Here is a 22,053-nt window from a genome sequence, read left to right on the forward strand (position 1 = left end):
ATGCAGTTTTTACATGCGCATCTTTTAAGTGTGGTGATCTTTTTCCCCATGCTGAGCGCGCTATTAGCGTTCTTTATGAGCGATCAAGCGAGCAGGGCGTATGCGATCGTCATCGCTTTGATTGAATTGTTATTAATCTTGTTGTTGTGGCATGGGTTTGATATTCAAACAGCCGGCATGCAGTTTGAAGAAATGAAGGAATTAGTCTATCAAATTGGCGTGAATTACCATGTGGGCGTTGATGGCATCGCACTCTTTTTGTTGCTCTTAAACGCTATCGTGGTGTTATTGTCCGTGATTTATGTCAAAGAGCGTCGTAAAGACTTTGCGATTTGTCTGTTGTTGTTAGAGGGGATTTTAATGGGCGTGTTTTCTTCTCTCAATATGATCTTTTTCTACGCTTTTTGGGAAATCTCGCTCTTGCCGGTTTTATACCTCATCGGTCGTTTTGGCCGTAACCATAAAATCTATTCCGGCATGAAGTTTTTCCTCTACACCTTTTTAGCGTCATTATGCATGCTTTTAGGCATTTTATACATTGGGTATTACTACGCTAGCAATTACGGCATGATGAGTTTTGATATTTTAGATTGGTATCAGTTGAACTTTTCTAGTGGGGCTAAAGCCTGGCTCTTTGTAGCTTTCTTAATAGGGATTGCGGTTAAAATCCCGCTCTTTCCCTTACACACATGGCTGCCTTATGCGTATTCTAACGCTCCTACTTTAGGCTCTGTCATGCTTTCAGCCTTGCTTTCTAAAATGGGGACTTACGCCTTATTGCGCTTCTTGCTCCCGCTTTTTCCTGAGCTTTCAGAGATTTATTTAACCCCCATAGCCATTGTGGCGCTATGCATGATCATTTATGGAGGTTTTCTAGCCTACGCTCAAAAAGATTTAAAAACCCTCATCGCCTATAGCTCGTTCTCGCACATGGGAGTCGTGGTGCTTGGGGTTTTTTCTTTCAATGTTGAGGGGATTTCAGGGGCGGTGTTTATGATGTTTGCGCATGGTATTATCGTCATGGGATTATTTTTGCTCGCTGGCATCTTAGAAGAACGCGCCAGCAGTTTAGAAATCGCTCGCTTTGGATCCATCGCTAAAAACGCTCCTATTTTTGCAGCCTTTTTTATGATCGTTTTAATGGCGAACGTGGGCATGCCTTTAAGCATTGGTTTTGTGGGAGAGTTTTTGAGCTTGTTAGGGTTTTTTGCCACTTACCCTCTTTTGGCTATCATTGCCGGGACAAGCATCATCCTGTCAGCGGTTTACATGCTCACCTCATATAAAGATGTCTTCTTTGGCAATTTGAAAACCGGGAACAACCAAATCAGCGTGTTTGAAGATTTGAACGCTCGTGAGGTAGGGGTTTTGAGCGTGATTTTAGCTTTGATCTTAATTTTAGGGATTTATCCTAAAATGCTTTTAAAACCGATTGAGCAAGGCTCTAAGCAGCTTTTAGAGGTGATAGAAATCCGCTCGCTCCCTTTTTTAGGTTCATTGGATACTAAGATAAAAGAGGTCTCTTATGTTAATAGATAGTCTCCACATCTCTTTTGATAGCTTTAATTTTGAGAGCATTTTGCCCATGCTGGTGTTGGTGTGTGGGGGGATTTTCACGCTCTTAATCAACGCTTTCACTTCCAGGTTTTCACGCAATTTGAATGTGTTTTTATGCATGCTCTTTTTGGTTTTAGATTTTTTGGTGGTTTTAGGATTAGAAGAGCAAGAAAACGCCTTTTTTGGGTTTTTGAGCGTGGATACGCTCTCGCTCATCTCTCAAAGCATTGTCTTGATTTCAGCCTTTTTGCTCATTTTCTTAGCCCTTTCAAAAGAACGCTTCAACGAATTTCAAACCGCTGAATTTTATTCCTTATACTTGCTTATTGTTGCTGGCTTTCAGTTCATGGTTTCAAGCAACCATTTGTTGTTAATCCTTATTGGGTTAGAGACAGCGTCCTTACCCCTTTGTGTGTTAATGGCGTTGAGCGATAAACGCTACGGCTTAGAAGCAGGGATCAAGTATTTCACCATGGGGGCAATGGCGAGCGCGTTTTTTGCTATGGGGGCTATGGCCTTTTACTTGCTTACAGGGAGCTTGAATCTTGAAGTCATTACCCTATACTTACACACTGAGGGCATCACAAACCCCATGCTCTTTGCGATGGGCGCTATCTTTTTGATTGGAGCGATTGGCTTTAAGGTTTCTTTAGTGCCTTTCCATACCTGGATGCCTGATGTGTATGAGGGCAATAACCCGGTCTTTGCGAGCTATATTTCCATTGTGCCTAAAATCGCTGGCTTTGTGGTAGCGACTCGCCTTTTTGGGGCGTTTATAGACACTCGCATCGCTTGGGTAGAAGACATTTTTTATGTTTTGATTCTTATGACTATCACCATCCCTAATTTCATTGCTTTATGGCAAGAAGATGTCAAAAGAATGCTCGCTTACAGCTCCATTTCGCATTCTGGGTTCGCTTTAGCGTGCGTGTTTATCCACACTGAAGATAGCCAACAAGCGATGTTTGTTTATTGGTTCATGTTCGCTTTCACTTACATTGGGGCTTTTGGCCTTTTATGGCTCTTAAAAAGCTGGGAAAAAACATGGGATGAACGCTACGATCACCCTTATTCCAAATTCAACGGCCTTATCAAAACCCACCCTTTAGTGGCGATCTTGGGCGCTATTTTTGTTTTTGGGCTTGCAGGGATCCCGCCTTTTAGCGTGTTTTGGGGGAAATTTTTAGCCGTTGAAAGCGCTTTAGAGAGCAATCACATTCTTTTAGCGGTGGTGATGTTAATTAATAGCGCGGTGGCTGCGTTTTATTATTTCCGTTGGCTCGTGGCGATGTTTTTCAATAAGCCCTTACAAAGCTACGCTCAAAACGATATTTACACCCAAAACGCTACCATGCCTATTTATGCGGTCATTATTGCTATGGCGTTAGCGTGCTTGTTCTCTGTGTTTATGATGCGAGGGCTTTTAGAGTTTGTGGCTTAAGTCAAAAATCTTTCTTTTAATGGGCTTACTCTCCCATTCGCTCAACGCCTTAAGCCTCACGCTCACGCAAGGCAAAGAAGGGGGGGAAGATTTTTCGGTTTTAACCTTACGACACAATAAGGCGTTTTCTTGCTCTTACGTTAATGAAAAACCGCCAAGCGGGATTGAAGCGTCTTTATCCATTATACGCGCTAAACGCCCCATAGAATGCGTGATAGACTCCATTCCTAAAGAGGGCTTTACCCCTTTAGAAAACGCTTTTTTCAATATCACCTATTCTATGCACCAACAACAATTCATTTTACATATTAAACCCAAAGTGATGCGAAGGCTCACCCTTTTTTCTTTTGATAGGGATTATAAAAAAGCGATCCCCCTTTTTGTGGAAAACGATCCTAAAGCCAAAACGTGGCAAATCATAGGCTATGATCAAAACATCCCTTTTTTGAGCGAAAAAGACAACGCTCAAAAAGGCTTGAATTTCCCCATTGTCATTAAAGACGCTCAAACCCCTATCATTCAAGAACTGGATGTGAATAACAAACCCCTACTCACCACAAAGGGCTATGATTTAAACGCTTATTTAGAGGCTAAAAAACAAATGGATTCGCAAGCCTATTTTGACGCTTTACGCACGATTAGCCGCGCGTTTAAAAACTACCCTCAAACGATTTTTAAAAAAGATTTGTATTTATTAGAAATTATCGCATTAGGCCAATTAGGCATTAAAAAACCCTTACTCATAGACATTGGCGCCAAGTGGATTAAAAATTACCCAACTGATCCCAGTATCCCTGAAGTGTTATACTATGTCGCCAAAGCTTTAGACGAAAACAACAATTACAAACAGGCCATGCGCTATTACAAACGCATTCTTTTAGAATATAAGAACTCGCGCTACGCTCCTTTAGCCCAAATGCGTTTAGCCATTGAAGCGGCTGAAGGCTCTGATTTGAGCAACGCTAGCATGCTTTTTAAAGAAGCTTTTTCTAACGCCAAAGACAAAGAGAGTGCGAGTGAAATCGCCCTTAATTGGGCTGAAGCAGAGATAAACTATCAAAACTTTAACAACGCTAAATACCTCATTGATAAGGTGGTTCAATCCAACCCTGATTATATTTCTATGCATAGCGAATCAGCCCTAGACTTGCTCAAGTTATTGAAAAAAAACCAGATGAATGCAAGCGCAATTGAAATCGCTCACTTGCTCCTTAATCAAGATGATGATTTAAAAGCTAAAGAGCAAGCGCTTTATGATTTAGGGGCGTTGTATGCAAGGATCAAGGACTTTAAAAACGCCCACCTTTACAATCTGCAATATTTGCAAGACCATGCAGAATTGGATAGAGCTTCTGTCGTTAGAGCACGCGATGAAAAAGCCCTTTTTTCAATGGAGGGGAACACGCAAGAAAAAATCGCCCACTACGATAAAATCATTCAAAATTTCCCTAATTCTAATGAAGCCCTAAAGGCTTTAGAATTGAAAGCCCAACTCTTGTTTGACAACAAGCGTTATGCTGAAGTGTTAGGCATGCAAAAAAATTTGCCTAAAGATTCCCCTTTGATCCAAAAAACGCTCAATATCCTTGCTAAAACCCCACTAGAGGACAATCGTTGTGAAGAAGCCTTAAAATATTTATCCCAGATCACAGCCTTTGCATTCAGCCCCAAAGAAGAAATCCAAGCCTTTGATTGCTTGTATTTCGCATCGCTCAAAGAAAAAGCGCAAATCATTGCCCTAAACGCTTTAAAAGCGGCTAAAACCCCTAGCGAGAAATTGGTATGGCTTTATCGTTTGGGGCGCAATTACTACCGCTTAGGGGATTTTAAAAATTCCACTCTGGCCTCTAAAGACGCTTTAACTCTCGCTCAAAACTTGAATAAAAAAGAATTTTACGATATTGCTTTTGTTTTATTTTCAGATTACATGCAAAACAATGAAAAAGAATTGGCCCTTAATTTGTATGCGTTTTTAGAAAAGCATTTCAAAGACGATAAACGCATGGCGTTGGTTTATTTTAAATTGCTAGAAAATGAAAAAGACCCTAAAAGCGTCAAAATTTATGCCACAAGCTTACTCAAACTCCAAGACGCTTATAAGGACTATTCTTACACGCCCTTTAGCGAATTTGCCCTCATTGACGCTTACAGAACCACCAAAGACTATTTAAAAGCGCTAGAAACGCTAGACAAGCTTTTAAACCGCAGGCTTTCTTTAGAAGATCACCAAAAAGCCTTATACTTGCAATCTGGCTTATTGGATCTAACCAATCAAAAAGCAAAATCTAGAGCCAGTTTGGAAAAATGCGTTCAGTTAAAGCAAAAAGATCAAACAAACGCATGGCAAAATTTATGCGAACAGGGTTTAAATTTATTCAAAAACAAGGAGTCATAACATGGACATTAGCATTTTTAGAGAATATGATATTAGAGGCATTTACCCCACCACTTTAGATGAAAAGAGCACCTTTAGTATCGGCGTAGAGTTAGGGAAAATCATGCGAGAATACGATAAAAGCGTGTTTGTAGGGCATGACGCCAGGGTGCATGGGCGATCGCTTTTTGAAGCTTTGAGCGCGGGGTTACAATCAAGCGGCTTGAAAGTGTATGATTTAGGGCTAATCCCCACACCGGTAGCGTATTTTGCGGCCTTTAATGAAATAGACAACATCCAATGCCCCAATTCCATCATGATCACTGGCTCTCACAACCCCAAAGAATACAACGGCTTTAAAATCACGCTCAATCAAAACCCGTTTTATGGCAAGGACATTCAAGCTTTAAAAGACACGCTTTTAAACGCCAAGCATGAAATAAAACCCCTAAAAGAAACACCAAAGAAAGCCAATGCCCTAGAAGCGTATCAGCGCTATTTGATCAAGGATTTTAAGCATTTAAAAAACCTTAAATACAAAATCGCCCTGGATTTTGGTAATGGCGTGGGAGCGTTAGGCTTAGAGCCTATTTTAAAGGCTTTAGACATTGATTTTTGCAGCCTTTATAGCGATCCTAATGGGAATTTCCCTAACCACCACCCAGACCCTAGCGAAGCGAAAAACTTAAAAGATTTAGAAAAACACATGCAAGAAAACGCTATTTCTATAGGCTTTGCTTTTGATGGCGATGCGGACAGAATTGCGATGTTAAGCTCTCATCATGTTTATGCGGGCGATGAATTAGCGATTTTATTCGCTAAACGCTTGCATGCTCAAGGCATCACCCCCTTTGTGATCGGCGAAGTCAAATGCTCTCAAGTGATGTATAACACGATCAATGCTTTTGGCAAGACACTCATGTATAAAACCGGGCATAGCAATTTAAAAATCAAACTCAAAGAAACCCATGCGCATTTTGCGGCTGAAATGAGCGGGCATATCTTTTTTAAAGAGCGCTATTTTGGCTATGATGACGCTCTTTATGCATGCTTAAGGGCTTTAGAATTATTGCTTGAACAAACCCCAAGCGATTTGGAAAGCACCATTAAAAACCTCCCCTATTCCTACACCACGTCTGAAGAAAAAATCGCCGTGAGCGAAGAAGAAAAATTTGAAATCATTCATAACCTGCAAGAAACGCTTAAAAACCCGCCAAGCCATTTCCCTAAAATCAAAGAAATAATCAGCATTGATGGCGTGAGAGTGGTTTTTGAACATGGCTTTGGGCTTATTCGTGCAAGCAACACCACCCCCTATTTAGTCAGCCGCTTTGAAGGCAAGGATGAAATAACGGCGTTAGAATATAAAAGGGCGTTGCTCAATTTATTAGAAAAACTTTAAAATAGAGCTTGGGATAATCTCATTTCTTATCCCTTACTCTTAAAAATATTAGATCAATTAAACAAATCGCTTTAAAACTACACATAAAATCATAAGATCTCAAATTTTTTGCACTATTTAAGCTAATCCTAAGCTTATTATAATGAAAAGTTTTAAATTAATTGTAAAGGATTTTTATGAATACAAATAATCATAACAATGAGAAAAAGAATACTATTACTCGTAGGATGAAAATCGCTCACAATAGTCTTCCGGAAACAGACATGAAAGCCCACATGGAACCGAAGTGGCGCAAACTAGCTAACATAAGATCTGAAATGCTTGTAGAAAAGGAAAAACAACTTGAAGAAAGAGGTATTCAACTTGAAATAAAAGAAAAAAGCGAGGCGCAAGGACGAGAATTTTTTACACAAGAACGAGAATCTTTTAAGAGAGAAAAAGAATCTGTTGAAAGAGAAAAGAAACTTATGAAAGAAGAATTTCAAGTTCAAAGAGAACTTCTAGAAATCTATTATGGTTACCCAACACAAAAAAAATAAACCTGGAATTAAATATGATGACACAATAGATATAGAACCCGAAGATGAAAAGGAATAAACAATCAATGGTTCTGCGATTTTAGCCGCTATCAACCACACTACAAGGCTACTTTTATATTGTTGTTAGGCTTATGGCAGTATTTCCTACGCTAACGCCTGACTACGCTACACATTTGGTGAATGGTATGCCTAGAATCGGAAAGCCCAATACAACAAGAACAGTGTCTTTCACAGATTTATAAAAATACACCCAATAATAACACGCATGCAATAAAACCTGATGATGATTGTTAGTCTATAATCTTTAATTTTTTGACGCAACAAATCCTAAAAGCCTTAAAGAATAAATTAGTAGCCATAACAAACCAAACCAGCACCATAAAGGGGTAAATTGACAACACAAAAAGGGATTTTGTTGCTATTCTTGGGATCTTTGCTGCTATCTTTATGGCGTTTGATAGTGGGCTTAAAATTAATTTGGCTATTTTTGATAAGAAAGGGCTAGATGGTTTAATTGCCTTATGCTTATTCATGTTCGCATCGTTTTTCACTCTCATTTTGTTACACTCTCTCTCTATCGTTTTGTAAAAGATATTGCAAGTAGCAATCAAAATTTCAATAAAACTAACTCAAAAGAATATAAGGTCTCCATTGTTTTGCCTATCGTAATTTTTATTGCAGTGGCAGTGGTTGTAGGTGTAAAGACTTATAAGAATTAAACCCACTTATGAAAACTTTTGATACACCAACACCACCGATTTAGGTGTAGAGCTAAGGCTAAAAAAATGATCTGTAGCTTCATTGAGCGATCCAGAAAAGAGCGTTTTTAAACGCAAGTTTTTTAAGGGGTATTTGAGGTTTTTAGAAGTGAATTGGGCTTTAAGATCTAAGCTAAAAAGCGAGATTTGTTCCCCTTTAAAACTAGGTAAAGTGAAAGGGGTTTCTAACACCCTAAAAAGACCATAGTCGCTTACGGATTGGATTTTTTGGCAAAATTTAAAATACTCCAACAATAAAAAAGTGTTCGCTAAAGCGTGATCTTCTCGCTTGCCATTCAACCCTAAAAAAATAAAATCATCACAGCCTTTATTCAAAGCATAAAAAAAGGCTTTGGATAAATCGTTGCTGTTTTGTTCGCTCATGCGTATAGGGTTATACAAGGCTTTCAAATGCGAATCAATGCTATCTAGATCGCCTATAACAACGCTGGGTTTGAATTGAAGCGCATGCAAGGACTGGACAGCCCCATCGCATGCGATTAAAAAGGGAGCGTTTTTTAAAAGGCCTAAGCATTTTTGAGATTTAGGAAACTCCCCATTCGCTAAGATCACTGCTTGCATGACTTATTCCAGCGGTTAAAATAATACAAACCAATAAAAAGGTATAGGATCGTTGTGAAGAGTTGCACCAAGCTCTCTGTAGAAATTTGAAAAATACAAAACCACACGATAATGGATACGATATTCCCCAAAGTTACTAGCGCATAATTCTCCACATAGCGCAAAACCTGTAAAATAAAAGCAATAATAAAGATGACGAAATTAAAACTCTCTGCCCATAAAAAATTCGTTTTAATCTCTTTAAAAAACAAAGCGCTCACATAAGTTAAAACCCCTATGCCTAAAACGAGCGCAAAACGCCAATTTTTGGGAAGTTTTTGAGCCTTAATAACGCCCTCATGCTGCTCTGTCTTTTTCCATGCGAACAGCCCATAAATCGTTACCGGCATATACAAAAAAAGGCATAAAATCACATCAGCGTTTAATTTCCACTGATAAGCGACATAAGCGTAACTCAAATTATAAACAAGACCAAACACAAAGCAAATTGTTTGCCTTTCTCCGGCAAAAAACGCATACAAAACCCCGCTAAGCCCTGCTAGTAGGTTAATAAACGAGCCTTTGACAAGAATATTAGTAACGATCAAAAACACACAAGAAAGAATGAGCGTGGCGTAAAATCGTTTGGATAGTTGGGTGGTTATTAACATGCTATTTCCTTACGCAAGAATTACCTTGACAAGTTCTACGGGTTTGATCTCAGCCTTTTAAAAACTTGAGCGTTTTTAAAAAGCACCCCTTAAACGCTCCTTATTGTAACACAAATCAGTGAGAACGCGCTTTAAAGTTTTTTAATTTTTTATACCCCCTCCATTTAATGCTATTTGGGTTAAATCACCACCCTAATTTAGCGCAAAGCCTAACACAAATCCCAAAACACACAAGAAAGCCAAGCATAACCAAACCCTCTATAAGGAGATTGCTAGGATGCCCACAATACGCCGAGATCTCATGGATAGCGGCAATAAAGGGCATCGTTAAAAGCATCACATAAAAATCCCTTAGTCTTGATCCTAACACAGCGTTATAAAACGCGCCAAAAAACCTAGCCTTAAAAATGGCTTTGAGAAACCTAGGGTATCTTACTTGGAAAGACTTATAACAATCCCTACCTCGAGGGTCAAATAAAAGGTTAGACAACAAAGCCGCTATTAAGATTGTTAGCCACGCGTAATAGCTGTCTTTAGGGTTAAAAAGTGGATCGCTAGCGCCTTGGCTATAACGCAATGTGGATATGCATCCCGCATAGACTATAGCCACTGCCCATTGATATTCCCAGTCGCTCAAACGCTTTTTGATGTTCATGCTCTCTCCTTTCTTGCCCAAAGCTACCTATCATACACGAAATGACGATCATAGGTGGGTTCTCTTGGAGCTTGCGGCTCTCTATCAACGCCACGGATATAATCTTCTACCCTATCGCCTATTTCACGACCAAATTCTCTCCCTATTTCATGACCAAAACTTCTACCTATGGCACTACCCACTGGACCTCCAGGAGCCCCAATTGCTCCGCCCATTACACCACCCATTGCACCCCCAAAAATTCCCCCTACAAATCTGCCTAATTCACCCCTTGCCTCTATTTTAGGACTAGCTATAGCTACATTAGCCATTGCACCGCATAAAACCACTACACAACTGAATGTTCTTAATCCACTCATAACAAATCCTTTCATAAATTTAGATTCAAGGCATGTTTGACACACCTTGATAAGAATATTTATACCACAACCCTATTAAAAGCATTGTTATAGATCGGAAAAATATCACAAGAAGCTCAATAAATGTTTTGTTTATTCACAAATTACAAGATTAAGGTAAATGATTAGTTTTTATGGTTTTAGCATTTTTTAAGCGTTTTAGAGCGTTAAGTTTCAAGCATTAAAGCCTTTAATTGCGTTTTTACACCAACCGCTTAAAAATTGAACGCCTATTTTGAATATATTAGACGCTTTTTTATTTTTATGCTAAACTATTTTAAGTTTCAGCCGATATGACTTCATACAGAGTTTAAACCAACCATAAATGGTAGGGTTAATTCCATCTCGCTCTGTAATAGGTTTGAAACCATGCATCTAGGATTGACTCCTATCTTGTAAGTGCCATACTACAAGTTCCCATAATAAAAACTTCTAAAAATAAAAACCTACAGAGTGAGATGGAATTAACCTTTTTATGATTACAAATGATAGCCAGTCTTAAATAACACAAAGGCAATACAAGCCTTGTAATATCATTAATCGCTATTCAAAATCACAGATATTTTGATATATCGTTCAATTTTAGATAGCAGGGCTTACTCACAAATCTTTTAAAAACAAATTTTTATACCATATTTGCGAGCTTTCGTGTTAGAATGCGTGTTGAATTGATTTTAGGAGTGTAAAAATGCAAGTTTCACAATATCTGTATGAAAATGCGCAATCTATTTGGGGGGATTGTATTTCCCATCCGTTTGTTCAAGGCATTGGGCATGGGACTTTAGGAAGAGATAAATTCCGTTTTTATATCATTCAAGATTATTTGTTTCTTTTAGAATACGCTAAGGTGTTTGCTTTGGGTGTAATTAAGGCTTATGATGAAGCGCTGATGAGGGAGTTTTCTAACGCCATACAAGACATTTTGAATAACGAGATGAGTATCCATAACCATTATATTAGAGAACTTCAAATCACTCAAAAAGAATTGCAAAATGCGTGCCCCACTCTAGCGAATAAATCCTATACAAGCTACATGCTCGCTGAAGGGTTTAAGGGCTCTATCAAGGAAGTTACGACGGCTGTTCTAGCCTGTGGCTGGAGCTATTTAGTGATCGCGCAAAATTTGAGCCAAATCCCAAACGCTTTAGAGCATGCCTTTTATGGGCATTGGATTAAGGGCTATAGTTCAAAAGAATTTCAAGCGTGCGTAACTTGGAACATTAATTTGCTTGATTCCCTCACCCTCGCTTCTTCAAAACAAGAAATTGAAAAATTAAAGGAGATTTTTATCGCTACAAGCGAATACGAATACCAATTTTGGGATATGGCGTATCAAAGTTAAAATAAAAGTTTTTGTTTCGTTAGAAAAACGCAAGAGAAGAAAATATCTATCTCTTGCAAAACGATTATTGAGCGTAAGCTTCTAGTTTGATCTCAATCTTTACCTCATCTCCAACGACCGCATCGCTAAAGGTTTTGCCGATACCAAAATCCTTGCGGTTGATTTTGCCTTCAGCTTGTAACACCATGAATTCTTTTTTATTCATGGGGTTTTGTAAGGGGGCTTGGATTTTGGCTTCCAATACGACAGGCTTAGTGACGCCACGAAGAGTCAAATCCCCATAGATTTTACCATCTTCGTATTTGGTCATCTTAAAACTCCCTTTGGGGTATTTCACCACATCAAAAAAATCCGCTGTTTTCAAATGGTTATCTCTTTTTCTGTCCCTAGTATTGACGCTTTTCACATCAATATTGCCTTCAAAAACGCTGAGCACTTTAGTGTTAGGCTCTAGATCAATTTTGCCATCAAAATTATCAAACGCGCCTCTTGTTTCATTGAACGTGAAGTGCTTAACCTCAAACCACACGCTAGAGTTTGCTTTATCAATCGTGTAAGGTTTTGCAAACGCCAAACTAACGCCTAAAAGAGTGAACATTAACGCTTTTTTCATTGTTTCCTCGCTTCATTTTGAATTAAAAACGCCAACTATACAACAAATTGGTTAATGGTAAAATACTCCTAATCGTCTGTTTTAAGGTATAATACAAAAAATCCCCATTAGGTAGGTGTTGTTATGATAGAAAAGACCCTTGCATCGGTTTTATTAGGATTGAGTTTGATGAGTGTGTTAGACGCTAAAGAGTGCGTTTCGCCGATAACAAGAAGCGTTAAATATCATCAGCAAAGCGCTGAGATTAGAGCCTTGCAATTGCAAAGTTACAAAATGGCGAAAATGGCGCTAGACAATAATCTTAAGCTCGTTAAAGACAAAAAGCCAGCCGTTATCTTGGATTTAGATGAAACCGTCTTAAACACTTTTGATTATGCGGGCTATTTGGTCAAAAATTGCATTAAATACACCCCAGAAACTTGGGATAAATTTGAAAAAGAAGGCTCTCTTTCGCTCATTCCTGGAGCGCTAGACTTTTTAGAATACGCTAATTCTAAGGGCGTTAAGATTTTTTACATTTCTAACCGTACCCAAAAAAATAAGGCATTCACTTTAAAAACGCTCAAAAGCTTTAAGCTCCCCCAAGTGAGTGAAGAATCCGTTTTATTGAAAGAAAAAGGCAAGCCTAAAGCCGTTAGGCGGGAGTTAGTCGCTAAGGATTATGAGATTGTTTTACAAGTGGGCGACACTTTGCATGATTTTGATGTGCTTTTTGCTAAAGACGCTAAAAACAGCCAAGAACAACAAGCCAAAGTCTTGCAAAACGCTCAAAAATTCGGCACAGAATGGATCATTTTACCCAACTCTCTTTATGGCACATGGGAAGATGAGCCCATAAAAGCATGGCAGAATAAAAAATAGAATTTATCCATCGCATAAGAACGATTTTTGCTAACATGACAAAAAATTTGACCTCTTAGGCGGAGCTATGGATTTTGTAGGGTTTGAAGATTTAAAATGCAAAGATAAGGAAAACTCTCAAAAAGTTTTTGTGATCCGTAACGATAAGTTAGGCGATTTTATTTTAGCCATACCCGCTTTAATCGCTCTAAAGCATGCTTTTTTAGAAAAAGGCAAGGAGGTGTATTTGGGCGTGGTTGTGCCTAGCTATACCACCCCAATCGCTTTAGAATTCCCTTTCATTGATGAAGTCATTATAGAAGACAACCATTTGAGTGCTACTCTCAAAAGCAAATCCATTGACGCTCTTATCTTTTTATTTTCTAATTTTAAAAACGCCAAACTCGCTTTCAGTTTGAGAAAATCCATTCCTTATATCCTAGCCCCAAAGACTAAAATCTATTTTTGGTTTTATCAAAAGAGCGTGCACCAAAACCGCTCTTTATGTTTAAAAACCGAATACGAATACAATTTGGACTTAATCCATGCGTTTTGTAAAGACTACGATCTCCCTAACGCTTCAATTAAAAAAATCGCATGGAAGCTTAAAGACAAATCCAAAGAGCGAACCATCATCGCTTCAAAACTCAACGCTAATATTGATCTATTGTGGATTGGCGTGCATATGCATAGCGGAGGCAGTTCGCCCGTATTGCCCGCTTCGCATTTCATTGAGCTGATTGCAATCTTGCATGAAAAATTAAGTTGTGAGATCATTCTTATTTGCGGGCCAGGCGAGAGGAAAGCCACAGAAGAACTCCTTAAAAAAGTCCCTTTCGCTCATCTCTATGATACGAGCCATAGTTTAGTGGATTTAGCCAAATTGTGCGCGAATTTAAGCGTCTATATCGGGAACGCTTCAGGCCCTTTGCATGTGAACGCTTTATTTGACAACCAATCTATCGGGTTCTATCCTAACGAACTCACCGCCTCTATTGCCAGATGGCGGCCTTTCAACGAACAATTTTTAGGCATCACCCCGCCTAATGACTCAAACGACATGAGTTTGATTGACATTCAAAAAGAAAGCGAAAAGATTATGGGATTTATCACAAAAAATCTTTCTCATCACGCGCAAGAAAGATAACCGCAACAAACATTACGCAAGCGATCTTAAAACGCTCAAAAATTTAATCGGATTGAAGCAGTTTTTCGCATTCTCATTAAAATTTCTAATTTCCTCATAAATTGAGCCTTGAGGGATTCAATTTGAGTTTAAGTTAGATTAGCCCTTGCAAGCTCTATAAGGCTATTAATTTATTTCCCATTTATCTATTTCTTGTAAAATACAAGTTTATTTTTAGTGTGAAGAAATTGATGGTTAGTCTTATAGAAAAAGCCCCTTACATTCCTTACCCCCTAGCTCTTTATGAAAAATTAGAGCGCGAGTACACCTTGCTTTTTGAAAGCGCTGAGATTGAGAGCAAAGCGCACACCAAATCCCTATTAATGGCTAAAGCCTGTTTGAAGCTCATTTGCAACCACAATATCGTAACTATCACTAGCCTGACGCCTAATGGTGGGGCGTTTTTGCAAAAATTGAGCGCGTTTTTTAAAACGCCTATACAAGACAACGCCCTAACCTTAACCTACACCAAACATAAAAAAATCCAAGATGAGTTTTTAAAACTCTTTGAGCCTAGCCCTTTTGACGCTTTAAGGGGGCTTTTTAAAAGCGTTAAAACAAAACCCAAACACCCTTTTACGCTTTTAAGTGCGGGCGTTTTTTCTTTTGAAATGCTCAATTTTTTTGAAGATTTGCCCCACTTAAAAGCACAAGACAACACAGCGCATGACTTTATTTTTTATCTCGCACAAAATTTGATCATCATAGACCATAAAGAAAAAAGCGCTGAAATCTTGGGGGCGTGTTTTGATGAACGCTTTAAAACAGAGATAGCCCAGGAATTACAAGACTTAAAAGAGTTGGCTAAAAACATCAAAAGCGACTTTATCCCTAAAAAATCCAAGCAAAGCACAGAAGTTAGCGTTAGTTGTGATGATAGCGAGTTTGAAAAAAAGGTGCTATCCTTACAAGAAGAAATCAAAAAAGGCGAGATTTTTCAAGCGGTGTTGTCGCGCAGTTTTTACATGGAGTGCTTGGAGAGTTTGAGCACGTATTACCATTTAAAGCTCTCTAACCCTAGCCCTTATATGTTCTATATTAAAGACAGCGATTTTATCCTTTTTGGGGCAAGCCCTGAGAGCGCTTTAAAATACAACGCCCTAATGAATACGGCTGAAATTTATCCCATTGCTGGCACCCGTTTAAGGGGCAAGGACAAGCAAGGCAATATTGATTACGATTTAGATAGTAAAATGGAATTTGATTTGCAACACGACTATAAAGAAAGGGCTGAACACATCATGCTAGTGGATTTAGCCAGAAACGACATGGCCAGGGTTTCAAAAAAACGCTATTGTGACAAGCTTTTAAAGGTGGATAAATATTCCAATGTCATGCATTTAGTCTCAAGGGTTGTGGGGGAATTGAAAAAAGGGTGCGATAGTTTGCATGCTTACAGGAGCTTTATGAACGCCGGCACGCTCAGCGGAGCGCCTAAAATCTCTGCGATCAAGCTCATTTACCAATTAGAAAACCAAAGGAGAGGCTCTTATGGAGGGAGCGTGGGGTATTTAAACAGCGAGGGTTCTATGGATTCTTGCATCACTATCCGTTCATGTTTTGTCAAAAACAATAGAGCGCTGATCCAAGCAGGAGCTGGCATCGTGTTAGACAGCGTGCCACAAAACGAAGCGAATGAAACAAGAGCCAAAGCGCAAGCCCTTATTGATGCGATCAGGAAAACAAGCTTATGAAAATCTTTTTTATAGACAATTTTGATTCCTTCTCTTATAACTTGGTGTATGAATTAGAGTGTTTGGGTTATGAAGTGGCCGTTTATCAAAACGATATTGAGCCTGATTACCTTATGGATTTGATGAAAAAAGAATCAAAAACCCCCTTATTGTTCATTTCACCCGGGCCTGGTAACCCTAATAGTTCAGGCAATCTTTTAAAAATCATTGCAATGGCCAAAAAGAAATTCCCCATTTTAGGGGTTTGTTTAGGCTTGCAAGCTTTAGCGCAAAGCTATGGGGCTAAAATCATAAGGAGTAAAGAAATCGTGCATGGCAAAGCGACGACTATCGCGCTCAAAAAGCATGCCGTTTTTAAAGGCTTAGGGGAGAGCATGGTGGTGGGGCGTTACCATTCTTTAATGGCGAGCGGATTGCCTAAAAATTTAGAAGTGATCGCTGAGCATGACAATATCCCTATGGCTATTGTCAATGAAGAAGATAAAATCTTAGCCTATCAATTCCACCCTGAAAGCATCATGACTTTACAGGGGAGGGCGTTGTTAGAGCAAAGCGTGGGGTTTTTAAGAGAGTTGTCATGAAAGATATTTTAAACACTCTCTATCATCAAAAAGACTTGAACGATGGAGAAGTCAAGAAGTTATTCACTCTTATTATCCACGAAAAAGTAAGCCCAGTGCAACTTGGGGCCATTTTATGCGCTTTAAAAATCAAGGGCGAGAGCTTTAAGGAGATTAGCGTTGCTGCAACCACGCTTTTAGAGCATGCCCCTAAGCCTTTTGATAGCGGCGTGGATTTAATAGACAATTGCGGCACAGGAGGCGATGGGTTAAAAACGATTAATATTAGCACGATTGCCGCGCTCATTGCCAGCTCTATGGGGTTATCTATGGCCAAACACGGATCAAGGAGCGTGTCCAGTCATAGCGGGAGCGCGGATTTGTTGGAAAACTTAGGCGTGAATATTGAAATGAACCCCACGCAATTAGAGAATTGTTTCAAACAAACGCATTTTGGGTTTTTATTCGCGCCTTTATACCATCAAAGTTTTAAAAAATCCGCCCCCTTAAGAAAAGAGCTTTTCACTAAAACGATTTTTAATTGCTTAGGACCTTTAATCAACCCCTTAAGGCCAAAAATCCAGCTTTTAGGCGTGTATGACAAATCCTTGTGTAAGACTATGGCGCTAGCGTTGAAGGCTTTAGGCGTTAAAAGGGCGATGGTGGTTAATGGAGGGGGGACAGATGAAATCGTGTTGCATGACATTACGCATGCGTGTGAATTGAAAAATAACGAAATTTTAGAGTATGACTTGAGCGCTAAAGATTTTGATTTACCCCCCTATGATTTGAAAGAATTACAGATTGAAAACGCACAAGAAAGCGTTCAGGCGTGTTTAGATATTTTAGAAAATAAAGGCAAAGATTCGCACACGATGGTGGTTGTGGCGAATGTGGCGAGTTTGTTGTATTTAAGCCATAGGGCTAAAGATTTAAAAGAGGGCGTGGGCATGACTTTAGAGCATTTAAAAACCAAAGTGCCTTATACGCATTTGCAAAAAATCATAAGGCTAAGCCATGCCTAGCGTGTTAGAAAACATCCTTAAAGACAAGCTCTTAGAAGTTTCTGCACTCAAAAAAAATCACACCTTGCCCGCAAACATAACCCCAAGCGATAGGGATTTTAAAAAAGCGTTATTGGAAAAAAGGACAAGCTTTATTTTAGAATGTAAAAAAGCATCGCCCTCTAAAGGTTTGATCAGAAAAGATTTTGACTTGTTGAAAATAGCCAAGACTTATGAAAAATTTGCCTCCTGTGTTTCAGTTTTAGCCGATTCTAAATATTTTTTAGGCTCTTATGAAAACATTAAGATTGTCTCGCAGCATTCCACCAAGCCCATTTTGTGTAAAGATTTTATCATTGATGCTTTTCAGATCAAACTCGCTAGAATGATGGGGGCTAATGCGGTGCTTTTAATGTTAAGCGTGTTAGATGATAAAAACTATTTAGAGCTCTTTAATCTCGCTAAATCCTTAAACATGAGCGTGCTGACTGAAGTTTCCAACCAGCAAGAAATCAAGCGCTTGCTCAAACTCCAATACGACATTATCGGCATCAATAACAGGGATTTGCACACCTTAAAAACCGACATTGACAACACGCTCAAATTACGCCCCCTTTTGCCTAAAGACGCGCTTGTGGTGAGCGAGTCCGGTATTTATTCGCACACGCAAATCAAAGCCCTAGCGCCTTATGTGAATGGCTTTTTAGTGGGCAGCTCTTTAATGAAAGAAAAGGATTTGAAAAAAGCGTGTATTAAATTGATTTTAGGCGAAAATAAAGTGTGCGGGCTTACAAGAATTAAAGACGCTAAAGCCGTTTATAAAAACCACTTTATTTATGGGGGTTTGATTTTTGAAAAATCTTCGCCCAGATACATCAAGCCTAAAGAAGCCCTAAAAATCACAAAAGCGGTTAAAGAATTGGATTTTGTGGGCGTGTTTGTGAAAGATAAGATTAAAAAAATTCAAAAAATCGCTAAAAAGCTTGATTTAAAAGCGGTGCAGCTTTATGGCTATTCGCAACAAGAAATCGCTCAATTAAAAAAATCGCTCCCTAAAACTTGTGCGATTTGGCAAGTAGGGAGTGTGATGAACGCTAACGATTTAGCGCCTAAAGTTAAAGAAGCCTCTCTAATCTTATACGACACTAAGGGGGATAAAATGGGAGGCAATGGCGTGAGTTTTGATTGGGGTATTTTAGAAAATGTCAAAACGCCTTTCATGTTAGCTGGCGGGCTTAATTTGGATAATATTCAAAAAGCCTTGAAAGTTAAAGCGTTGGGTTTGGATTTCAATTCAGGTTTAGAAACAAGCCCCGGGATTAAAAATAAGGATAAAATCAAGCGATTAGCCCGAATTTTAAGAGAGTATTAAAATGAATAAAAAAGCGTATTTTGGGGAGTTTGGAGGGAGTTTTGTTTCAGAATTGTTAGTGCCTGCATTAAGAGAGTTAGAACAGGCGTTTGATGCGTGTTTGAAAGATGAAAAATTCCAAAAAGAATATTTCCATCTTTTAAAAGATTTTGTGGGCCGTCCTAGCCCCTTAACCTTGTGTCAAAATATCGTTTCTAACCCTAAAGTTAAGCTTTATCTAAAACGAGAAGATTTAATCCATGGCGGGGCGCACAAGACTAATCAGGCTTTAGGGCAAGCCCTTTTAGCAAAAAAAATGGGTAAAACAAGGATTATTGCTGAAACAGGTGCTGGGCAGCATGGCGTGGCGACGGCTATTGCTTGCGCGTTGTTGGGTTTAAAATGCGTGATTTTTATGGGGGCTAAAGACATCAAGCGCCAGGAAATGAATGTTTTTAGAATGCGCTTATTAGGCGCTGAAGTCAGAGAGGTTAATTCAGGGAGCGCGACGCTTAAAGACGCTGTGAATGAAGCCTTAAGGGATTGGGCGAGCAGTTACAAGGACACGCATTATTTGCTAGGCACAGCCGCCGGGCCACACCCTTACCCCACAATGGTTAAAACCTTTCAAAAAATGATAGGCGATGAGGTTAAAAGTCAAATTTTAGAAAAAGAAAACCGCTTGCCTGATTATGTTATCGCATGCGTTGGAGGGGGGTCTAACGCTATAGGGATATTTAGTGCGTTTTTAAACGATAAAGAGGTTAAACTCATAGGCGTAGAACCGGCGGGTTTAGGGCTAGAAACCAATAAGCATGGGGCGACTTTGAATAAGGGGCGTGTGGGGATTTTGCATGGGAATAAAACCTATCTTTTACAAGATGATGAAGGCCAGATTATAGAAAGCCATAGCATTAGCGCCGGGCTTGATTATCCAGGAGTGGGGCCAGAACACAGCTATTTAAAAGAGAGCGCTCGTGCGATTTATGAAAGCGCAAGCGATCTTGAAGCGCTAGAAGCCTTTAGTTTGTTGTGCCAAAAAGAAGGCATTATCCCAGCGCTAGAAAGCTCACACGCTTTAGCGTATGCCTTAAAACTCACTCAAAAATGCGAAGAAGAAAGCATCATTGTAGTGAATTTAAGCGGTCGGGGGGATAAGGATTTAAGCACCGTTTATAACGCTTTAAAAGGAGGTTTAAATGAGGTATAAAAACATGTTTGAAACCTTAAAAAAACAAGACAAAATGGCGTTTATCCCGTTTGTAACCTTGGGCGATCCTAATTATGAGTGGAGTTTTGAAATCATTAAAACCTTAATTGCTAGCGGGGTGAGCGCTTTAGAATTGGGGTTTGCTTTCTCAGATCCCGTAGCGGATGGCATTACCATACAAGCGAGCCATTTAAGGGCGTTAAAACACGCTTCTATGGCTAAAAATTTCCAGCTTTTAAAAAAAATTAGAGGCTACAACCATGATATTCCCATAGGGCTTTTAGCGTATGCGAATTTAATTTTTTCTTATGGCGTTGATGGCTTTTACGCTCAAGCTAAAGAATGCGGTATAGATAGCGTTTTAATAGCGGATATGCCCCTAATAGAAAAAGAATTAGTCATCAAATCCGCTCAAAAACACCACATTAAACAAATCTTTATCGCCAGTCCTAATGCGAGCGTTAAAGATTTAGAACAAGCCGCTACGCATTCGCAAGGCTATATCTACACTTTAGCCAGGAGTGGGGTTACAGGGGCGAGCCATACTTTAGAAAATGATGCGAGCGCGATCATTAAAACCCTAAAAACTTTTAGCCCTACCCCCGCATTACTAGGCTTTGGCATTTCCAAAAAAGAACACATCAAAAACGCTAAAGACATGGGTGCTGATGGCGTGATTTGCGGCTCAGCGTTAGTCAAAATCATAGAAGAAAATTTAAACAATGAAAACGCCATGCTAGAAAAAATTAAAGGGTTTATAGGAGGAATGATTTTTTAAGGCTTTTAGGATTTGTTGCGTCAAAAAATTAAAGATTATAGACTAACAATCATCATCAGGTTTTATTGCATGCGTGTTATTATTGGGTGTATTTTTATAAATCTGTGAAAGACACTGTTCTTGTTGTATTGGGCTTTCCGATTCTAGGCATACCATTCACCAAATGTGTAGCGTAGTCAGGCGTTAGCGTAGGAAATACTGCCATAAGCCTAACAACAATATAAAAGTAGCCTTGTAGTGTGGTTGATAGCGGCTAAAATCGCAGGTATTTTGATAATAAAAAAGCTGATTTTTATTAGAGGGTTTTAGTTAGGAAGCCCTTTACTTTAGCAAGGGGCGGTTTCACACATACCAAGCCATAAGCGATTATGGCCTTTTTAGGGTGTTAGAAACCCATTTTACTTTGCCCAGTTTTAAAGGGGAGCAAATCTCACTTTTTAGCTTGGATTTTAAAGCCCAATTCACTTCTAAAAACCTCAAATACCCCTTAAAAAACTTGCGTTTAAAAACGCTCTTTTCTGGCTCGCTCAATGAAGCTACAGATAGTTTTTTTAGCCTTAGCTCTACACCTAAATCGGTGGTGTTGGTCTATCAAAAATTCTTATGAGCGGATTTTGTTAGGCAAGTTTTTGTCTGTATATTGTGTCAAGTTAAGAAGCATTTGAGTTAGCAAGTAGAGAAAGATTGATTCAGTCCCGCTTTGGCGTGGTGGCGGTTCGGTTTATAGTCTTTAGTGTATCTTGTGTGGCTTTCACAAGATAGGAGTTTGTATCTTGTGTCTTTTTTATAAAACCACTACAAAGCGAACAAATCAACCCATCACCTACATCGGCTAAAATCCAAAGCAGTTTAGCATAAAAAATAACCAAGATCTAGCATGTCTAAAAAAACAATCCATCTAACTTAATCTTCAGCAGTTGGATTTCTTAAAATCATCAAACCAATTAGAAGCCTCAATAAAAATGTAAGGAATACCGCTCAAGCAAAGACAGAAAAATCTATTTGAACGATGAAGTTTAGGCGATTCAAGAATACAACAGGGTCATTAAAGGGTGGGATAAAAGCCAGTGCGAGTTTTGAGTTTATTTTGATTTTTTAAAAATGGGGTTTTAGTTACTT

General features: G+C 39.0%; 20 protein-coding genes, 4 pseudogenes and 1 riboswitch. Of the genes and pseudogenes, 17 read left to right on the forward strand and 7 right to left on the reverse strand.

What is annotated here, in order from left to right:
- The 5 genes and pseudogenes from D2C72_05580 (at position 1) to D2C72_05600 (ending at position 7,371) form a co-directional block, all read left to right on the forward strand.
- Positions 1 to 1,539 carry an NADH-quinone oxidoreductase subunit M gene (locus D2C72_05580; protein ID QEF43754.1) on the forward strand — a complete coding sequence of 513 codons (1,539 nt, stop codon included), beginning with the start codon at positions 1 to 3 and terminating at the stop codon, positions 1,537 to 1,539.
- Positions 1,526 to 2,998, forward strand: coding sequence for an NADH-quinone oxidoreductase subunit NuoN (nuoN, locus tag D2C72_05585; GenBank protein ID QEF43755.1), 1,473 nt, complete (start codon positions 1,526 to 1,528; stop codon positions 2,996 to 2,998). The genes D2C72_05580 and nuoN overlap by 14 nt, the downstream gene beginning before the upstream one ends.
- Complete coding sequence (locus D2C72_05590; GenBank protein QEF43756.1) at positions 2,988 to 5,393, forward strand: flagellar protein; 2,406 nt, start codon at positions 2,988 to 2,990, stop codon at positions 5,391 to 5,393. Before nuoN ends, D2C72_05590 begins: the two co-directional genes overlap by 11 nt.
- Position 5,394: 1 nt before the next feature.
- The gene (locus D2C72_05595) at positions 5,395 to 6,774 is read left to right on the forward strand and encodes a phosphomannomutase/phosphoglucomutase (protein QEF43757.1); all 1,380 of its coding nucleotides are present in this window, start codon (positions 5,395 to 5,397) and stop codon (positions 6,772 to 6,774) included.
- 176 nt (positions 6,775 to 6,950) lie between these two features.
- Positions 6,951 to 7,371 (forward strand): annotated as a pseudogene (locus tag D2C72_05600) (hypothetical protein).
- Between the two features lie 232 nt (positions 7,372 to 7,603).
- Here the strand turns inward: D2C72_05600 and D2C72_05605 are convergent.
- Positions 7,604 to 7,846, reverse strand: coding sequence for a hypothetical protein (locus tag D2C72_05605; protein QEF44193.1), 243 nt, complete (start codon positions 7,844 to 7,846; stop codon positions 7,604 to 7,606).
- Between D2C72_05605 and D2C72_05610 the strand changes: the two are divergent.
- Positions 7,761 to 8,032 (forward strand): annotated as a pseudogene (locus D2C72_05610) (hypothetical protein). The gene D2C72_05605 and the pseudogene D2C72_05610 overlap by 86 nt on opposite strands.
- A 6-nt stretch (positions 8,033 to 8,038) precedes the next feature.
- Here D2C72_05610 and D2C72_05615 read toward each other — a convergent pair.
- From D2C72_05615 to D2C72_05630, 4 genes are all read right to left on the reverse strand, one after another.
- On the reverse strand, positions 8,039 to 8,653 hold the full coding sequence (locus tag D2C72_05615; protein QEF43758.1) for a thiamine diphosphokinase: 615 nt from the start codon (positions 8,651 to 8,653) through the stop codon (positions 8,039 to 8,041).
- The gene (locus D2C72_05620; GenBank protein QEF43759.1) at positions 8,641 to 9,303 is read right to left on the reverse strand and encodes a nicotinamide riboside transporter PnuC; all 663 of its coding nucleotides are present in this window, start codon (positions 9,301 to 9,303) and stop codon (positions 8,641 to 8,643) included. Before D2C72_05620 ends, D2C72_05615 begins: the two co-directional genes overlap by 13 nt.
- A riboswitch (TPP riboswitch) is annotated at positions 9,292 to 9,403 on the reverse strand. (Overlaps the previous gene by 12 nt.)
- An 84-nt stretch (positions 9,404 to 9,487) precedes the next feature.
- A complete protein-coding gene (locus D2C72_05625) occupies positions 9,488 to 9,958 on the reverse strand; it encodes a hypothetical protein (GenBank protein QEF43760.1) in 471 nt (156 codons plus the stop codon).
- Positions 9,959 to 9,981: 23 nt separating this feature from the next.
- Positions 9,982 to 10,362, reverse strand: coding sequence for a pantothenate kinase (locus D2C72_05630; protein QEF43761.1), 381 nt, complete (start codon positions 10,360 to 10,362; stop codon positions 9,982 to 9,984).
- 682 nt (positions 10,363 to 11,044) lie between these two features.
- On the opposite strand from D2C72_05630, the gene tenA reads away from it, so the two are divergent.
- Positions 11,045 to 11,698: a thiaminase II gene (gene tenA / locus D2C72_05635; protein QEF43762.1), complete on the forward strand. Its 654-nt coding sequence runs from the start codon at positions 11,045 to 11,047 to the stop codon at positions 11,696 to 11,698.
- 64 nt (positions 11,699 to 11,762) lie between these two features.
- On the opposite strand, the gene D2C72_05640 is transcribed toward tenA, so the two are convergent.
- The gene (locus tag D2C72_05640) at positions 11,763 to 12,311 is read right to left on the reverse strand and encodes a polyisoprenoid-binding protein (GenBank protein QEF43763.1); all 549 of its coding nucleotides are present in this window, start codon (positions 12,309 to 12,311) and stop codon (positions 11,763 to 11,765) included.
- A gap of 123 nt (positions 12,312 to 12,434) precedes the next feature.
- Here D2C72_05640 and D2C72_05645 point away from each other — a divergent pair, with 123 nt between their 5' ends.
- From D2C72_05645 to D2C72_05685, 9 genes are all read left to right on the forward strand, one after another.
- Complete coding sequence (locus D2C72_05645; GenBank protein QEF43764.1) at positions 12,435 to 13,172, forward strand: 5'-nucleotidase, lipoprotein e(P4) family; 738 nt, start codon at positions 12,435 to 12,437, stop codon at positions 13,170 to 13,172.
- 67 nt (positions 13,173 to 13,239) lie between these two features.
- A complete protein-coding gene (locus tag D2C72_05650; protein ID QEF43765.1) occupies positions 13,240 to 14,298 on the forward strand; it encodes a lipopolysaccharide heptosyltransferase family protein in 1,059 nt (352 codons plus the stop codon).
- Between the two features lie 230 nt (positions 14,299 to 14,528).
- A complete protein-coding gene (trpE, locus tag D2C72_05655; GenBank protein ID QEF43766.1) occupies positions 14,529 to 16,031 on the forward strand; it encodes an anthranilate synthase component I in 1,503 nt (500 codons plus the stop codon).
- Positions 16,028 to 16,612, forward strand: coding sequence for an aminodeoxychorismate/anthranilate synthase component II (locus tag D2C72_05660; protein QEF43767.1), 585 nt, complete (start codon positions 16,028 to 16,030; stop codon positions 16,610 to 16,612). Before trpE ends, D2C72_05660 begins: the two co-directional genes overlap by 4 nt.
- Positions 16,609 to 17,616: an anthranilate phosphoribosyltransferase gene (trpD, locus tag D2C72_05665; GenBank protein ID QEF43768.1), complete on the forward strand. Its 1,008-nt coding sequence runs from the start codon at positions 16,609 to 16,611 to the stop codon at positions 17,614 to 17,616. Before D2C72_05660 ends, trpD begins: the two co-directional genes overlap by 4 nt.
- Positions 17,609 to 18,967, forward strand: coding sequence for a bifunctional indole-3-glycerol-phosphate synthase TrpC/phosphoribosylanthranilate isomerase TrpF (trpF, locus tag D2C72_05670; protein QEF43769.1), 1,359 nt, complete (start codon positions 17,609 to 17,611; stop codon positions 18,965 to 18,967). Before trpD ends, trpF begins: the two co-directional genes overlap by 8 nt.
- Before the next feature lies 1 nt (position 18,968).
- The gene (trpB, locus tag D2C72_05675) at positions 18,969 to 20,156 is read left to right on the forward strand and encodes a tryptophan synthase subunit beta (GenBank protein QEF43770.1); all 1,188 of its coding nucleotides are present in this window, start codon (positions 18,969 to 18,971) and stop codon (positions 20,154 to 20,156) included.
- Positions 20,146 to 20,934, forward strand: coding sequence for a tryptophan synthase subunit alpha (locus D2C72_05680; protein ID QEF43771.1), 789 nt, complete (start codon positions 20,146 to 20,148; stop codon positions 20,932 to 20,934). The genes trpB and D2C72_05680 overlap by 11 nt, the downstream gene beginning before the upstream one ends.
- Positions 20,935 to 21,292: 358 nt before the next feature.
- Positions 21,293 to 21,541, forward strand: a complete 249-nt coding sequence (locus D2C72_05685) for a hypothetical protein (protein ID QEF43772.1) — start codon at positions 21,293 to 21,295, stop codon at positions 21,539 to 21,541.
- Here the strand turns inward: D2C72_05685 and D2C72_05690 are convergent.
- A pseudogene (locus D2C72_05690) lies at positions 21,536 to 21,773 on the reverse strand (hypothetical protein). The gene D2C72_05685 and the pseudogene D2C72_05690 sit on opposite strands and share 6 nt — an antisense overlap.
- 38 nt (positions 21,774 to 21,811) lie before the next feature.
- Here D2C72_05690 and D2C72_05695 point away from each other — a divergent pair.
- Positions 21,812 to 22,033, forward strand: a pseudogene (locus tag D2C72_05695) (hypothetical protein).
- The last annotated feature ends 20 nt before the right edge of the window (positions 22,034 to 22,053 follow it).

The organism is Helicobacter pylori, assembly GCA_008032955.1.
GTDB classification, from domain to species: Bacteria; Campylobacterota; Campylobacteria; order Campylobacterales; family Helicobacteraceae; genus Helicobacter; species Helicobacter pylori_DC.